10 protein-coding genes are annotated in these 16,384 nt (G+C 31.5%); 9 read left to right on the top strand and 1 reads right to left on the bottom strand.

The features are described from left to right. Window positions 1-11: 11 nt before the first annotated feature. The 9 genes from AYC61_RS18095 to AYC61_RS18060 all read left to right on the top strand — a co-directional run bounded on the left by AYC61_RS18095 (window position 12) and on the right by AYC61_RS18060 (window position 15,098). Window positions 12-1,703 carry an efflux RND transporter periplasmic adaptor subunit gene (locus AYC61_RS18095; RefSeq protein WP_066506266.1) on the top strand — a complete coding sequence of 564 codons (1,692 nt, stop codon included), beginning with the start codon at window positions 12-14 and terminating at the stop codon, window positions 1,701-1,703. A gap of 17 nt (window positions 1,704-1,720) precedes the next feature. Beyond that, the gene (locus AYC61_RS18090; protein ID WP_066506258.1) at window positions 1,721-3,070 is read left to right on the top strand and encodes an ABC transporter permease; all 1,350 of its coding nucleotides are present in this window, start codon (window positions 1,721-1,723) and stop codon (window positions 3,068-3,070) included. Between the two features lie 208 nt (window positions 3,071-3,278). Continuing rightward, a complete protein-coding gene (locus AYC61_RS18085; protein ID WP_066506255.1) occupies window positions 3,279-4,694 on the top strand; it encodes a S41 family peptidase in 1,416 nt (471 codons plus the stop codon). A gap of 1,171 nt (window positions 4,695-5,865) precedes the next feature. Continuing rightward, a complete protein-coding gene (locus tag AYC61_RS18080; protein WP_066506253.1) occupies window positions 5,866-7,470 on the top strand; it encodes a CTP synthase in 1,605 nt (534 codons plus the stop codon). 282 nt (window positions 7,471-7,752) lie between these two features. Then, on the top strand, window positions 7,753-11,052 hold the full coding sequence (locus tag AYC61_RS18075) for an S-layer homology domain-containing protein (protein WP_066506251.1): 3,300 nt from the start codon (window positions 7,753-7,755) through the stop codon (window positions 11,050-11,052). A 689-nt stretch (window positions 11,053-11,741) separates the two neighbouring features. Next, window positions 11,742-11,915, top strand: a complete 174-nt coding sequence (locus tag AYC61_RS21445; RefSeq protein ID WP_156456521.1) for a hypothetical protein — start codon at window positions 11,742-11,744, stop codon at window positions 11,913-11,915. A gap of 1,227 nt (window positions 11,916-13,142) precedes the next feature. Continuing rightward, a complete protein-coding gene (locus AYC61_RS18070) occupies window positions 13,143-13,925 on the top strand; it encodes a transposase (RefSeq protein ID WP_066506247.1) in 783 nt (260 codons plus the stop codon). 170 nt (window positions 13,926-14,095) lie between these two features. Further along, window positions 14,096-14,380: a helix-turn-helix transcriptional regulator gene (locus AYC61_RS18065; protein ID WP_066506244.1), complete on the top strand. Its 285-nt coding sequence runs from the start codon at window positions 14,096-14,098 to the stop codon at window positions 14,378-14,380. 358 nt (window positions 14,381-14,738) lie between these two features. After that, on the top strand, window positions 14,739-15,098 hold the full coding sequence (locus tag AYC61_RS18060) for a hypothetical protein (protein ID WP_066506241.1): 360 nt from the start codon (window positions 14,739-14,741) through the stop codon (window positions 15,096-15,098). Between the two features lie 473 nt (window positions 15,099-15,571). Here AYC61_RS18060 and AYC61_RS18055 read toward each other — a convergent pair whose 3' ends face one another. Then, window positions 15,572-16,261: a response regulator transcription factor gene (locus AYC61_RS18055; RefSeq protein ID WP_066506239.1), complete on the bottom strand. Its 690-nt coding sequence runs from the start codon at window positions 16,259-16,261 to the stop codon at window positions 15,572-15,574. Window positions 16,262-16,384 lie beyond the last annotated feature (123 nt).

The following is a 16,384-nucleotide window of genomic DNA, read 5'->3' as shown; positions in this document are numbered from 1 at the left end:
AGGTGTTGAAAATGTTTCAACGTGTATTAATGATAATTTTAATATTAGCAGTAGTTATTTTCGGAGGGTTTTATGCATACAACGAATTAGTACCAAATAATGACGTAGCAGAGGCTCAAGGACCAATATATTCAACACAGGATGTTGTAAAAGGAAATATTTCAGTAGGGGTAGATACTTCAGGAAGGGTTAATGAAACACATGGTGGTGGAATAAAAATCCCTGGAGACAGATACTCAGGAACACAAATTAACTATGTTATAGAGAAAGTATTTGTAGAAGATGGAGATAGTGTTAAAAAAGATCAATTATTAGTTAGACTAAGTTCACCAGATTTAGATTCAAAGATAAAAGAAGCAAAAGATAGACTAAAATCAAAAAGAGAACAATTAGCAGATATGACAGGCGTATCTATAGATGAGGTTGATGATATCAATCCTTCAAAAGGTATAACAATAAAATCACCAATAGATGGTAGAGTAATAAACCTTGATGCAGAAGAAGGAGACGAATTAAAGCTTGGACACGTTGTAAGTAGAATAGTAGACGATTCAAAATTTATAGTAAGAGCAAAAGTATCACCTGTAGAATACAAATTAGTTAAAGCAGGTTCAGAGGTAGAGCTTAAATTTGCAAACTTCGAAGGTACATACAAAGCAATAGTTAAAGAAATCAACAAAAACGCAGTACCTGATGTAGATAACAATGGTACAGCAAAAGGCTTCGTTCATTGGATGACAATAGAAGGAGATAATCCAGGACTTATTCAACCAAACATGCAAGTTCAAGTAGGTGTAAGAGATGAAGTAAACAAAGACACGGTATTATTTTTCACTAATCAAGGAAATGTAGAAGGTTTTGGAGAAGAAAAGAGAGTTCTAAATAGAGCAGAAGGTATTGTAACACAAGTATTCGTTCACAACATGGATATCATAAAAAAAGGTGACAATATAGTTTCAATGGCTGGAGCAGACATGCAGAAATCAATTCAAGATAAATTAGACGAAATATTTGAATTAAAAAGACAAATAAATGATTTAAACAGTAAGTTTGATAATTTGGACGTAAAAGCTTCTATGGATGGTATGATTGGATACTTGGAAGCAGAAGAGGGCGAATCAGCTAGAGCTGGAGGATGGATAGGCTCTATATTTGACACAGGTAGAATGATGATGTGGACACAAGTAGACGATATAGACATACTAAACGTAAAACAAGACGCTCCAGTAGAAGTAACAGTCGATGCAATGCCAGGAGAAGTATTTGAAGGTAAAGTAATGCATGTAAATACAAGAGGAGATAATAACAACGGTGTTACAAATTATGAAGTTTCAATAGAAGTATATGGTAATGAAAAGCTTAAACCGGGAATGCAAGCAAATGCATTTATAGATGCTGGTAGTGCAGAAGGCGTATTATTGATACCATTAGAAGCTTTATTTGAAGAAGATGGCAAATCAATGGTAGAAGTTCTTCAAGAAGATGGATCAGCGAAACTTACACAAGTAAAAATAGGTTTAATGAATGATAGAGAAGCAGAAGTTACAGAGGGACTTAAAGAAGGTGATAAGGTTATAACAGGAAGTAGTGCAGACTTACTTCCAAGTCAGCATATTAAATCAAAAGACCCTATTTTACCAGATAAAAATGATGATAACAATGATGGTTCTGATAATAATGACGATTCAGAATCAAATGAATAGTCTAGGGGGAATTTATTATGGCTCAAAAAAAGAGTATACATTCCTTCTTAGCTAGATGGTGGTTTACTGCTAGAATGGCGGCTCATGGTATACTATCAAATCCATTAAGATCTGCACTTACAATACTAGGAGTAGCAATAGGGGTTGCATCAGTAGTATGCTTGATGGGTATAGGTGAAGGAGCTAGACTTGCAGTAGTAGAGCAGTTTAAAAGCTTAGGTGCGAATGTTATATCTATTAATGTTCATGAACCAACATTAGAATTTAAACCTGAGGAAATAGCTGATCTAGTAGATAGAGTACAGGGAATGGATTTGGCAACACCTGTAATTAACACAAAAGCCAACATGAAATGGAAACGTGCTAGAGGGAGTATGAAGCTAATAGGAGTAAACGAACAGTATCCTGATATAAGAGATCATGAATTACTAACCGGACACTTTTTTACCAAGTGGCATGTTTTGCAGCGGTCTCCCGTCGCAGTACTGGGATACAATATAGGAACTCAGCTAAACGGTGGTAGAAGTCCAGTAGGACGTAGTATCTCCTTAAATGGAAATAGTTATAGAATAATAGGCGTACTTGACAAAAAAGGATCAGGTAACGCAAATGATGTAGATAACAAAGTAGTTATACCATATACATCAGCTCAAAAAATAGCAGAAAAAAGAACCATAGAAGAGATTTGGGCAAAAGCAGGTTCAGCAGATGAAGCTGACTTAGCAGTAGTACAGCTTGGAAGGATTATAAAGAGAAAGCTAGGTTTAGACCAAAATGCTCCAACCGTTCATAGAGACACAGGCGGTGAAGGTGGAGAAGGCGGAGAAAGTGAAGGCGGCGTAGCAATAGAGGATGATGGAAGCAGCAAGCCAATACCACCAAGAGAAAAACCAAAAAAACAAGAACTGCCTGGAGCTGGTGAAGATGTAATAACAATAACAAACTTAAACCAATTAGTAGAAGAAGCAGATAACGCAAACAGAGTTATGACACTGTTACTAGGAGGTATAGCAGCAGTATCGTTATTAGTTGGTGGTTTAGGTATAATGAATATCATGCTTGTAGCAGTAACAGAAAGAACAGAAGAAATAGGAGTTAGAAGAGCATTAGGAGCAAAAAAAGCAGACTTATTGATTCAATTCCTACTAGAAGCATTATTTGTAAGTATCATAGGTGCAATTACAGGTATAGTAGCAGGAATTTGGGGCATGAATGTATTTGATGGTCATGGTTTCAATACAGCAGTAAGTATACAGTCAATCAAGATAGCGACAGTAGTTGCACTTGGTAGTGGATTACTATTTGGAGTATATCCAGCAGTATCAGCATCATCAGTTCCACCTGTAGAAGCATTGAGAAGACAATAGAAATAAAAGCAGCTTTATGAAATGCATTTTGAGATCGTTTAGGGATGTTTCAAAATGAATGAAGTTCAAGGCATTGAAATTCTCACGGATAAGAGCGTACTTAATTGTACGTGATTAGTCGTGAGATATTTCAATAACGAAGAAATTCGTTATTTTGAGACATTCTCTTTGAATGTATAAAAAAACTATGCTAGGAGGGAGAGACTATATGATAAAAAATAAAAGAACGGGCAAAATAATTGGATTAGTAGTAGTTTTGGCATTAGTAATAGTGTTAACCTCAGGTTCAGTGATAGCCAGAGAGAAAAATGATGATTTAGAAAATGGTTTAGTATTTTTAGGTAAGCTTATAAATTATGTAGAAGCAAACTATGTAGATGAAATAGATACAAATACGCTTTTAGAAGGAGCGTACAAAGGAGTCTTTGAGCAATTAGACGAACACAGCAATTTTTATACACCAGAAGAATTTAGAAAGCTTACACAAGATACCTCAGGTAACTTTGGAGGTATAGGAGTAACAGTAACAGTAAAAGACGGTTATTTAACAGTAATGAACACAATAGATGGAGGACCTAGTGCCAAAGCTGGAATAAGAGCAAAAGACAAGATAGTAACAGTAGATGATGTAAATATAGTAGATTATACCTTATATGATGCAGTGGACCTTATAAAAGGGAAAGTAGGAACAAAAGTAAAAATAGGTGTAATAAGAGAAAAACAAGAATCAATCCAAAACTATGAATTGGAAAGAACATTAATAAAAGAGAACCCTATAACCACAAAAATAATAAGAGACGATATAGGCTATATTAAATTGAAGAGATTCAATTCAAACACAAACAAAGAAATGAATAAGGTACTAAAAGAATTTGATGATAAAAAAATAAAGAAACTTATAATAGATTTAAGAAATAACGGTGGAGGATACTTAAACCAAGTATCAATGGTTTTACAAAACTTCGTTCCAAAAGGACCAATAGTTCACATCAAAAATGCAGATGGAACGGTAGAAACGAAATATTCAGAGTTAGAAAATAAAAAATACGAATTAGTAGTCTTAGTAAATGGCGGTAGTGCAAGTGCTTCAGAAATATTCGCAGGAGCAATACAAGATACAAGAGCAGGAAAAATAGTAGGAACAACAACCTATGGAAAAGGATCAGTTCAAGAAGTTATACCATTAGTAAACGAAGCAGGCTTTAAAATAACAAAAGCAGAATACTTTACACCAAATAACAACAAAGTTGACAAGGTAGGTATTACACCAGATGTAATAGTAAAAGATATATTTGATTACTTAGACGAAGAAATAGAAACAATATTAATAGAAAAATTAGATGGAAAGAAAAAATGTTCAATAGGTTCAGTAGCATTAGAAGTACTAGCAACAGAAGAAATACTAGACTTCATGGGCTATGACATAAAAACCGTAGATGGAGTATTGGATAAAAGAACAGAGCAATGCTTAAAAGAATTCCAACATGACAACAACTTGACAACAGACGGAGTATTAAACAGCGATACACAAGCAATGTTAGTAGAAGCATTAATAGAGTACGTAAACAGTGATGCAATGGACAAACAGTTAAACAAAGCAATAGAAATACTCGAAAACAAATAGAATAAATAAAAAAGGCTGTCTTAAAGTAGAAGCAATTCTATGGTAAGACAGCTTTTATATATAATAGGAAAAGAAATTTTATTGATTATATAAGTTGGAAAAATTACTTCTTACAAAGAAACCTCAAATTGAGCTATAGTGAATTTATTGTTTGAAATAGTTGTTGTAGTAATTATTTTAGGTTTGAGTAGTTATTATTTTTAAGTTACAAATATGAATGTTTTAAATTTGACTCTAAATATAGCTGAAAAAGAGTATAACCAATATGTAACTAGGGTCTCTCTAATGTTTCTTCGGAGAGCGACTTTAAGAACTTGTTTCTTCAATGCTTTTAAGTAGAGAACCAAAATCTAAGATTTTGAGTGAATCACTTACTCATAGGAACGTAGTGAGTAGCGAGCTATATGACCTACAAAGCATGACTATATCATATTTTCAAAGAATTTTAACAGAAAATTAACTAGTATACAGCATTGTTGATAAAGTAAATAAATGTGGATAACAAATAGATAGTAGACAGCAAATTGTGGATTAAAATAACAACACATCATGGAGAATTAAATATCACTGCTAACACATAAAATAACCATTGACTTTTAAGCAGGGAACTAAAATCTGTGATTTTATGTGAGCCGCTTACTCCTAGGAAGGAACTGAGTAGGAGTTTCCTATTGAAAGATTAAGTATATAACTTAAAAGTAGTTATTTTTAATGAAACAATCAAAACCATGCATTAAAAACAACCTTTAATATTTCAACATCTCACCAACAGGAATAAAATACCATATAAACACACAAAATATCCATTGACAATTAAGAAATTTTTATATAGTCTATTAAAGTTAAGAAGAGAACTAAAATCAAAACAACGTATTAAAAAAAGCCAAAATGACTAACGTATATAATGTAATGATTATTAAAAACTTTGATTATTTATATAATGTAGAATAAATTTGATTTAGAAGGCGTGTAGTGAATTGGAAGGCATACCTAGTTGGTACGTCGAGAATTTAGTATAATTCTTATAAGCGGAAGGAACTTTATTAATGAAGCTCCTATTCAGTTCCTTCATAGGAATAAGCGACTCACACCAAATCAAGATTTGGGTTCACTGTTCATAATTTTCTATGAATAATCTGGGTTATTAAATAAATAGAAGGAGGTATATAGTATGTCTACCAAATACATCTTTATAACAGGTGGAGTTGTATCATCATTAGGAAAAGGAATAACAGCAGCGTCATTAGGACAGTTATTAAAAAGCAGAGGTTTAAACGTAACAATACAAAAATTTGATCCATATATAAATGTAGATCCGGGTACAATGAGTCCGTATCAGCATGGTGAAGTATTTGTAACAGATGATGGAGCAGAAACAGACTTAGATTTAGGTCATTACGAAAGATTTATAGATATAAACTTAGGCAAGAGTAATAATGTAACAACAGGAAAAGTATATTGGTCAGTAATCACAAAAGAAAGAAAAGGCGATTACTTAGGTGGGACAGTACAGGTAATACCTCATATAACAAACGAAATCAAAGAAAGGGTCTATAGAGTATCAAAAGAAAAAAAAGTAGATGTAGTAATAACAGAAATAGGAGGAACAGTAGGCGATATAGAGAGTTTACCATTTTTAGAAGCAATCAGACAGGTGAAATATGATGTAGGCAGAGACAATGTAATGTATATACACGTTACATTAGTGCCATATCTAGCAAAAGCAGGCGAAATAAAAACAAAACCTACACAACACAGCGTAAAAGAACTGAGAAGCATAGGAATACAACCAGACGTAATAGTATGTAGAACAGAAAAACCACTTACAATAGAAGTAAAAGAAAAGATAGGTCTTTTCTGCAACCTCGATCATAACAACGTAGTGCAAAACTTAGATGCTGATACACTTTATGAAGTACCACTTATGTTAGAAAAAGAAGGACTACCTCAAATGGTAATAAAGAGATTAAACCTACAATGTGAAAAACCAAATCTAAAGCCTTGGACAGATATGGTCAACAAATCCAAAAATCCACAAGGCAAAGTAAAAATAGCACTAGTAGGAAAATACGTAGAATTAAAAGATGCTTACCTTTCAGTAGCAGAAGCACTAAGACATGCAGGGATAGCAAACGATGTAGAGATAGATATAGATTGGATACATTCAGAACACATAGACGATGCAAATTGCACAGAGAAGCTCCAAGGGGTAGACGGTATACTAGTGCCGGGAGGTTTTGGAGACAGAGGAATAGAAGGAAAGATATGTGCAACAAAATATGCCAGAGAAAACAACATACCATTCTTAGGAATATGCTTAGGTATGCAGATGTCAGTAGTAGAGTTTGCGAGAAATGTAGCAGGCTTGAAAGGAGCACACAGCTCAGAATTAGATGAAACAACGCAGTATCCAGTAATAGATATAATGCCGGAACAGCTCGATATAGAAGACAAAGGCGGTACAATGAGATTAGGTTTATATCCATGTAAGATACTCAAAGGCTCAAAAGCAGAGCAGGCATATGGTGAAAGCCTAGTATATGAAAGACATAGACACAGATATGAATTTAGCAATCAATACAGAGAAACTTTAGAGCAAAAGGGACTTATCATCAGTGGAATATCACCAGATGAAAGATTAGTAGAAATAGTCGAGCTAAAAGAACATCCGTGGTTTGTAGCAGCACAATTCCACCCAGAGTTCAAATCAAGACCAACCAGAAGCCATCCATTATTCAGAGATTTCATCAAAGCATCAAAAGAAAGCAAAATGTAAACCATCTGTAATGGATTTGTAATGGATTAAATTCAGTTAGTAGTATATAATTTAATAGAAGCAGTTATTAATGAGCAATTAATATTACATTTGCATTACAAGGATTGCTACATTATTGACTGTTAAAAAACATGATGCTATAATTAAGTGTAGAATGTGAGATTGTACTATTTTACATTCGTAGCTTGAAATGCTAAGCTGGTTATGAGGGAGTTACAGTTTAGCTACATAAAGCTAACTCTTTCAAAAAAATGAATACAATTATAAGGAGGAGATTTCTAAATGAAGAAAGTATTATCATTAGTACTTGCTTTCGCACTTGTATTAGGAACTTTCAGCATGGCTTTTGCTGCAACACCAAGTGACGTAGTTGGTACAGATTATGAAGATGCTGTTGAGAGATTAATGGCATTAGGAGTTGTTGATGGGTTCACTGATGGAACTATCAGACCAGAAGACTCAATAACAAGAGAGCAATTTGCAAAACTTATGGTTATTACATTAGGTATGGGAGATCTTGTAGACTATGCTAAAGAAGATAGTTTATTCGTAGACGTACCTGCTACTAATTGGGCAAATGGATACATTAACATAGCTTCTGCAAAAGGTTTAATCAAAGGTTATGGAGATGGAACATTTGGTTTAGGAGACGAAATAACTTACGCTCAAGCACTTACAATCTTAGTAAGAGCATTAGGTTATGATGATGAAGGTTTATCAGGAAAATGGCCTTACAACTATATAGTAAAAGCTAATGAACTAGACATCACTGATGATGTAGCTATAGTTGATGGCGATGCTATTAGAGGTAACGTATTTGTACTTTTAAACAACACTTTAGATTGTAACTTAGTTGAAAAAGATGAAGATGGTAACTATCAAAACAAGAAAGATGAACCAAAGTTATTATCTAAATTAGGAACAGACAAAGTTACTGGTGTTGTATCAAGCTTCGATGAAGATGATATGGAAATCGTTGTTGATGGAGACAAATTAACAGTTGAAGAAGGTTTTGATTTTGAAGCTACTTTCGGTCTAGAAATCACAGCTTGGTGCGATGGTGATGATGTTTTAACTTACACTATCAATGATGATGTTATCTATGATGCTGCTGCAAAAGACGATGATGATGTAGAATTAATAAATACAGATGATACATTTGAAATCAATAAAGACGCTGTTGTTTACATCGATGGTGAAAAACAAACAAAAGTTGGAACAGACAAAGTTGACTATGATGTTGACTATGCAAAAGTTGTTTTAAATGATGATGATGAAATAATATTCTTTGATGGTCACACTTTAAAACCTTTCGTAGTTGAAAATACTAACGAAAGCAAAGAAATAGTTTATAGCTATGGTGACGAAGTTAAATTTGAAGATTACACAATAATTGACAAAGAAGGTAACACAATATCATTCGAAGATATAGAAGATGGCGACATCGTGTTCTATAACAAAGGTGATGAGTATGCTGTAGTTTACAATGACTCTACAAGTGGAGAACTTGGTAAAGTATATGATGATTCTTTCAAAATGGATGGAGACGAATATGCTTTTGGTGCTTATACTAAATTCGTAAACAAAGATGATGAGTTAGATTCAATAACTGAAGATGATTTAGAAACTATGCAAGATGAAGGCGACGTTGAAATATTCTTCAATCCTGCTGGTGATGTAGTATTCGTTGCTGGAGATTTAGGAGAAGAAGATACATCTTCATTCTATGCTATGGTAACAAAGGATTCAGAATTCTTTACGCCTAGAGATGGTAAAACATGGCCAGTTGACATTATAAAAGAAGATGGAAACGAAGCTGATTATGATATACTTGAAGCTGATTTTACAGATATTGTAGAAAATATATCTGGTGGTGGAGATATAGACAACAAAGATATTGTAAAAGTAACAGTAGATGAAGATGCTGAATTAGATACTTTAGAATTTTCAAAAATTGATAAGCCATCAGCTAATTTTAAAACAGATAAAAAATATGTAGATGGTATAAAATTAGTAAGTAACGCAGTAGTATTTGATATAGAAGAATACAAAACTTCTGACGATGTTGATGATATCGAAGTTTCAACTTGGGGAGAAGTTAAAGATGATTTTGATGAAGTTAAAGATGCTGACATTATTGCAGTTGATGGAGATGCAGTTGTAATAGTAATTAGAGAAACTTCTAGAGACGCTAATGAGACTGATGAATACACTGGTATGATTACTGATTTAGACTACAATGCAGGTGATGACGAGTGGGATGTTGAAATAGATATAAATGGTGAGTCTAAAGCATTTACAACAGATGCTGATGAGTTTAGCGATTTAGAAAAATTAATAGACAATGATAAAGTTGCTGAAGATGCACTTGTAACTATTCATGTAGATCAAGAAACTGAACTAATAGTTGATTGGGATGAAGCAACAGCAGGTACTACTTTTGAAATTTCAAAAATTAGTACTTCTAAGAAAACTGTAGAAGATACTACTACTCCTGATGCTAAGGTTTATGAATTTGCAAACGACGCAGTTATCTATGATAAAGATATGGATGAAATAGATATTAGCGATTTAGAAGTAGGAGATAATTTAATCCCTTATTTCGCAGGTGAAACTGACGACAAGAGTGATAGATATTTACAATATGCTGTAAAAACTAATAGTGCACCTCCTACACCAGAGGATGGAGAGGGTACAATAACTTATATTGATGGTACTAAGGCTGTAACAGAAGTAACTCTTGTACATGGAGAAGAGTTAGACGTAGATGTTAAATTTACTAACGATTCAGATGCGAATGTTAGCATTAACAAAGATGATGCAACATATACAATTGTAAATAATGCTGATGGTACTGTTGAAGTAGCATCTGCGAAAATAGGTCCATCTGAAAATATAGTAATATTAAAAGGTAAAACAATAAAATTGGGTTCAATTAAAGAAGCAGGTTTAGGAATTGGAGAATACACAGTAATTGTAACAATTACTAGTGGTGCTACAACTTTTGATTCAGAATTACCAGTTACTGTAGTAGAAAGTAAAGATGCAACATTAAAAGCTTTAAATGTTGACGCAACTTTAGTAACTGGATTCGATGCAGATACTGAAACATACACTGTAGTATTAGCAGAAGGTACAACTACTGAACCTACTGTAACAGCAACAGCAACTTGTGCAAATGCAGACGATGTAACAATAACACAAGCAACAGATGTTGAAGGTACTGAAGCAGAACGTACTGCAACTGTTGTAGTAACAGCAGAAGATAAAAAAGCAACTAAGACTTATACAGTAGTATATGTTATCAACCATAAGCCAGCAGTAGCGAATGTTATAAGTGATATTACAGCAAACGTTGTTGATGGAAATATAACTGTTGATTTAGCAGGAGTATTTGAGGATGCAGATGATGACAACTTAACTTACACTGTAGTTAGTGGCACACCTGCTACAGCAACTGCTATAGTTAATGATGGCGAAGTAATAATTGTACCTGTTGGAACTGGTACAACTATAATTACTGTAACAGCTAATGATGGTATAGATACTTTTGATACTACATTTAATGTAACACTTAATTAATTAAAAATGAACTTGAGGACTCAGCAGTTCTCAACCAAAGAAGGACCCCAGCGGAGAAATCCAAAGGGGTTCTTTTTAATACCCACCCACTGGACAACACACCCACTGCATACCCACTGGGGACGGTTCTTTTTGGGTGGAAATGAATAGCATTGATATTCAATCAAAAGGAAACAGGTATTTCAGACGAAGTTAAGTTATAAATAGGTAAGAATAAGAGAAGCTCTATTTCGAAAGAAATAGGGCTAATTTTGCATCAAAATAATACTTAATATGCTCTTTTTTATTAATAGTTTGATGTAGATTTAATAATCATGAATATGTTATCTATTCCCAAGAATACAACACAAATCATTCCTATTTTTAGCTAGTTTAATTAATGCATCCTATATAAAAATGAAAAAATATAAAATAAATAATTGTAAATGTTAAATAAATTAAATATATAAAAAGAAGGAAAAATATATAAAAAGTAGAAATATATAATAAAGTATAGTGAAAAATGTAAATCATATTTAATACAAATTGTTACTATAATAACTTTTTATGTTGTAAAGTTATTATATAAATATTGCATATGCAATTAATATAGTAATTATTCGGAAGTCTATTAAGTTGATTAAAGGTATATGAGATTTATCTCATAGATTAAATACAAGTTTAAATGATAATCAAAGGAGGAGTAATAAGTGAAAAAATTTTTAGCTATTTTATGTGTAATGAGCATGATATTTATAATGGGAGTACCTTCATTTGCTTTAAGTTCAACAACACACATACCCACTGGGGACGGTTCTTTTTGGGTGGAAATGAATAGCATTGATATTCAATCAAAAGGAAACAGGTATTTCAGACGAAGTTAAGTTATAAATAGGTAAGAATAAGAGAAGCTCTATTTCGAAAGAAATAGGGCTAATTTTGCATCAAAATAATACTTAATATGCTCTTTTTTATTAATAGTTTGATGTAGATTTAACACCCACTGGGGACGGTTCTTTTTGGGTGGAAATAAAATAAATACCATTAATATTTAGTCAAAAGAAACAGGTATTCCAGACAGGTTAAGTTATAACTAGGTAAGAATAAGAGAAACTCTATTTCGAAAGAAATAGGGTTTTTTTGTGTGAAGTGTTGCTAGTGATACAAAAATAATAAAATTGAGTATAAATGAGTTTAAAATCTAGGAGAAGGCAAGGACATTCCGTTAGTGGTAAAAAACTAAATATTGAAATTAATATAAATAATTGATAAAATTGATATTAATAAGGAAGGTGATAATAGTGCCTAGATGGACACCCACTGGCGACGGTTCTTTTTGGGTGGGAATGAAATAAATAGCATTGATATTCAATCAAAAGAAAACAGGTATTTCAGACGGGTTAAGTTATAAATAGGTAAGAATAAGAGAAGCTCTATTTCGAAAGAAATAGGGTTTATTTTACATTAAAGTGGATAAAAGAAATAAGCATCTAATTTAGCTGAGAAGACTATATTGAGTGAGTAGGAATGTAGTAATGTAAAAAACTATTGACTATAGTTATCGTATATGATAACATTTAATTGAAAAGGAAAATATACTGTAGTATGGAGGAATAAAAATGCAATGGGAAGTAGAATACTATATGACACACCCACTGGGGACGGTTCTTTTTGGGTGGAAATGAAATAAATAGCATTGATATTCTATCAAAAGAAAAAGGTATTCCAGACGGGTTAAGTTATAAATAAGTAAGAATAAGAGAAGCTCTATTTCAAAAGAAATAGGGCTTATTTAACACCCACTGGGGACGGTTCTTTTTGGGTGGGAATGAAATGAATACCATTGATATTTAATCAAAAGAAAACAGGTAATCCAGACGGGTTAAGTTATAAATAGGTAAGAATAAGAGAAGCTCTATTTCGAAAGAAATAGGGTTTTTTTTGTGTGAAGTGTTGCTAGCGATACAAAAATAATAAAATTGAATATAAATGAGTTTGAAATTCGAAATCTAGGATAAGGCAAGAACATTTCGCTAAAGGTAAAAAAAACTTAATATTGAAATTAATATAAATAATTGATAAAATTTATATTAATAAGGAAGGTGATAATAGTGCCTAGATGTAAAAGACAACTAAGTAAATCAGGATATTATCATGTAATGATGAGAGGTAATAATAGAAAGAGGATATATGAAAAAAACAGAGATAAAGCAAAATTATTGGATATAATGATGAAAATAAAAGAAGCGACAGGCTTTAAATTATTAGCTTATTGTATAATGGATAACCATATACATTTATTATTAAAAGAAGAAGAAAATCTAAGTAATTTAATGAAAAAAATAAACCTTAGGTATGCAGCATATTTTAACACAAAGTACAATAAAATAGGACATGTATTTCAAGATAGGTTTAGAAGTGAACCTGTAGAAGATGATAGATATCTACTTTGTTTAATGAGATATATTCATAATAATCCTGTTGAAGCTAAAATGACTAAAGAACCTGAAGAATATAAATGGAGTAGCTATAATGACTATATAAGTAAATCTTCAATTATAACAGATGTTGACTTTATAATAGATATGTTTTCAATTGAAGGTAAGGGATTTCTAATTGAAGAGTTCAAAAAATATCATAAAATACATGATGATAATACTTACTTAGAAGGAGATAGATATAAAAAAGAAATTGAAGAAGAAAAAGGTTGGAGGCTTGTTGAAGACTATTTTAGAGATAAGAGCGGAATAAAAGATATAAATAAACTAGAGTTAAAAGAAAAGGTTATAGAAATCCTTGTTAGTAAGACAAAATTATCACAGAGAAAAATAGCAGAGATGATGGAAGTTAATAGAGAAACAGTTAGAAAAGTCAGTAAAGCTATGGATAAATAGTTTCTGTAACAATTGGTGTTGCCTAAGAACTTGGGTTAGAATAATAAATAATTGATGTATGCGTACTGGAAATGGCATTTTGTATGGTATAAAATAAATCTAATGAACTACTCAAATAGAGTTAGAAAAAGCGATAAAATATAAAAACGATTACGAAAAGAGGTGCTATGATGAGTAAAGCAGGTGTGTCATTTTCAAAAGTTAAAGAAGATTTAATGAAAGATATAGAATTTAAAGCTGAATATGAAAAGCTTAAACCACGATATGCAATTATTTCAGAAATAATAAAAGCAAGAGCTGAACAAAACATGACCCAAGAAGAACTTGCTTTTCGTACTGGTACACAGAAATCAAATATTAGTAGATTAGAAAGTGGTAACTATAATCCATCATTAGATTTTTTATATAAAGTGGCAAAAGGATTAGGCAAAGAAATTTATATTGAACTTAGATAAAGAATCAAAATAGACTAATTAATCAAAAGAAAAAAGGTCTTCAGTAGATTAAGTTAAAACTAGGTAAGAATAAGAAAAGCTATATTTCAAAAAATAGGATTTTTTTGCAGAAAAATAATTTATAATGTATTCATATAATTATGACCTTAATTATTATACTTTAAATATTATATTTTATAATATAATATTTAACTTTCTTCTAGGAATTGATTCAAAAATATTCAAGAAAGACAGCAATATTTATATTATAGAAACATAAAGAGTTACTATATCCACCATTATATACCATTAGTTAAAGATTTTGACTAGATCATAACTATTTGATATAATCAAAATGTAAGTAAAGGGGGTTTTATTAATGGATCAAGAAAAAATACTATTTATGATACTAGACAAACTTGGTAATATTGAAAGAGAACAGCATGAGATAAAAAATGACATAAGGGATATAAATAAGGAACTAGTGACAGTAAAGGAAGACATAAAAGATATAAATAAAAAACTAGTGACAGTAAAGGAAGACATAAAAGATATAAATAAAGAACTACTAACAGTAAAAAAAGATATAAAAGAGATGAAATCAGTACAAAATACAATACAAGAATTTGTGCTAAGTACAGATAAAGCTATAGAAGTGTATGAACAAGACCATGCATTTATTGAAAAATTAAAGAGAGTTATTTGTGAAGAGTCACATGAAGACGATTACAAGGCATAATATCAGTAGTATCAATCAATAGAAAAGGTATTTAAGACGGATTAAGCTAAAGTAAATAAAAATAAGAGGGCTCTATTAGAGTAGAAATAGGCTTTTTTATAGAAAAATAATATATATGTTTTATATTTATGACTTTAATTATTAACTTTAAAATATTATAAAATATATATCTAACCACTAAAGAAATTTCATTTTTATTGCTTTTTTATTTTGTTAATTTTATATTTTTGCAATTATCAATAAAATTGAAAAAGCGTGTAATTTAGAAATTCAGATGGTTTGTAAACTTCTCGATTATAGTTATCATATATTATATATATTTAAAGAAGATATACTTTATTATCGAGCAATAAAAATGCAATTATAAGTAAAATAGTACTATATGAGAGTAAAAGTATTTAGCTAAATAGAGCTTTTACAGGCTCTATCAATCATACTTTTTTATATATAGCCCTATAATAAATTAGCTTTCTTTATAATTTAAACCTATATCCAATTCCCCATAATGTTTCAATATATTTAGGATTAGTAGGGTCTGGTTCTATTTTTTCACGTATTTTTCGAATATGAACTGTTACGGTGGATATCTCACCCAATGAATTAAATCCCCAGATTCTTTCAAATATTTCATCTTTGCTAAAAGCACGATTAGGGTTTTTAGCTAACAAATGTAAAATATCAAATTCCTTTGAAGTTAAAGTAACTTCCTTATCATTTACATATACTCTTTTTGAATAACTATCTAATGAGAGTCCATTGTTCTCTATTATTTCACTCTGGTTCTTATCTTTACTGGTCAATCTTTCATATCTGTTAAGATGTGCTTTAACTCTAGCAACCAATTCATTAGGGCTAAAGGGCTTAGTTATATAGTCGTCTGCCCCTAGACCGAGTCCTCTAATTTTGTCAATTCCTTCTCCTTTGGCAGAAACCATCAGTATAGGAATATCCAATCCATCTCTTAATTCCTTACATATTTGAAAACCATCAATCCCAGGAAGCATTAAATCTAATATAATTAAATCGAATTTTTCTTTTCTAGTTCTTTCTATTCCCTTCATCCCAGAATTCTCTAGTTTTACATCAAAACCATTTATCTCAAGGTAGTCTTTTTCTAATTCTGCAATACTAATATCATCTTCAATAATCAATATTTTTTTCATAAATGATTCCCCTTTTTTACATTCTTTTATTAGTTAATTACGAAATGCTACATATTCATAAATACTACATTTAAATTTATTGAAACAACTCAGTTTTCCCCATTTAGAGCATATATCTGCTGC

Origin of the sequence: Abyssisolibacter fermentans (assembly GCF_001559865.1) — a bacterium.
GTDB classification, from domain to species: Bacteria; Bacillota; Clostridia; order Tissierellales; family MCWD3; genus Abyssisolibacter; species Abyssisolibacter fermentans.
The sequence above is the reverse complement of the archived record's forward strand: the minus strand, read 5'-3'. Positions and strand labels throughout refer to the sequence as shown.

Bases quoted from the DNA above. Each gene is read 5' to 3' on its own strand.
- AYC61_RS18060 (WP_066506241.1), top strand. From the start codon at position 14,739: ATGGATCAAGAAAAAATACTATTTATGATACTAGACAAACTTGGTAAT.
- AYC61_RS18090 (WP_066506258.1), top strand. From the start codon at position 1,721: ATGGCTCAAAAAAAGAGTATACATTCCTTCTTAGCTAGATGGTGGTTT.
- AYC61_RS18075 (WP_066506251.1), top strand. From the start codon at position 7,753: ATGAAGAAAGTATTATCATTAGTACTTGCTTTCGCACTTGTATTAGGA.
- AYC61_RS18080 (WP_066506253.1), top strand. From the start codon at position 5,866: ATGTCTACCAAATACATCTTTATAACAGGTGGAGTTGTATCATCATTA.
- AYC61_RS18065 (WP_066506244.1), top strand. From the start codon at position 14,096: ATGAGTAAAGCAGGTGTGTCATTTTCAAAAGTTAAAGAAGATTTAATG.
- AYC61_RS18095 (WP_066506266.1), top strand. From the start codon at position 12: ATGTTTCAACGTGTATTAATGATAATTTTAATATTAGCAGTAGTTATT.
- AYC61_RS18085 (WP_066506255.1), top strand. From the start codon at position 3,279: ATGATAAAAAATAAAAGAACGGGCAAAATAATTGGATTAGTAGTAGTT.
- AYC61_RS18055 (WP_066506239.1), bottom strand. From the start codon at position 16,261: ATGAAAAAAATATTGATTATTGAAGATGATATTAGTATTGCAGAATTA.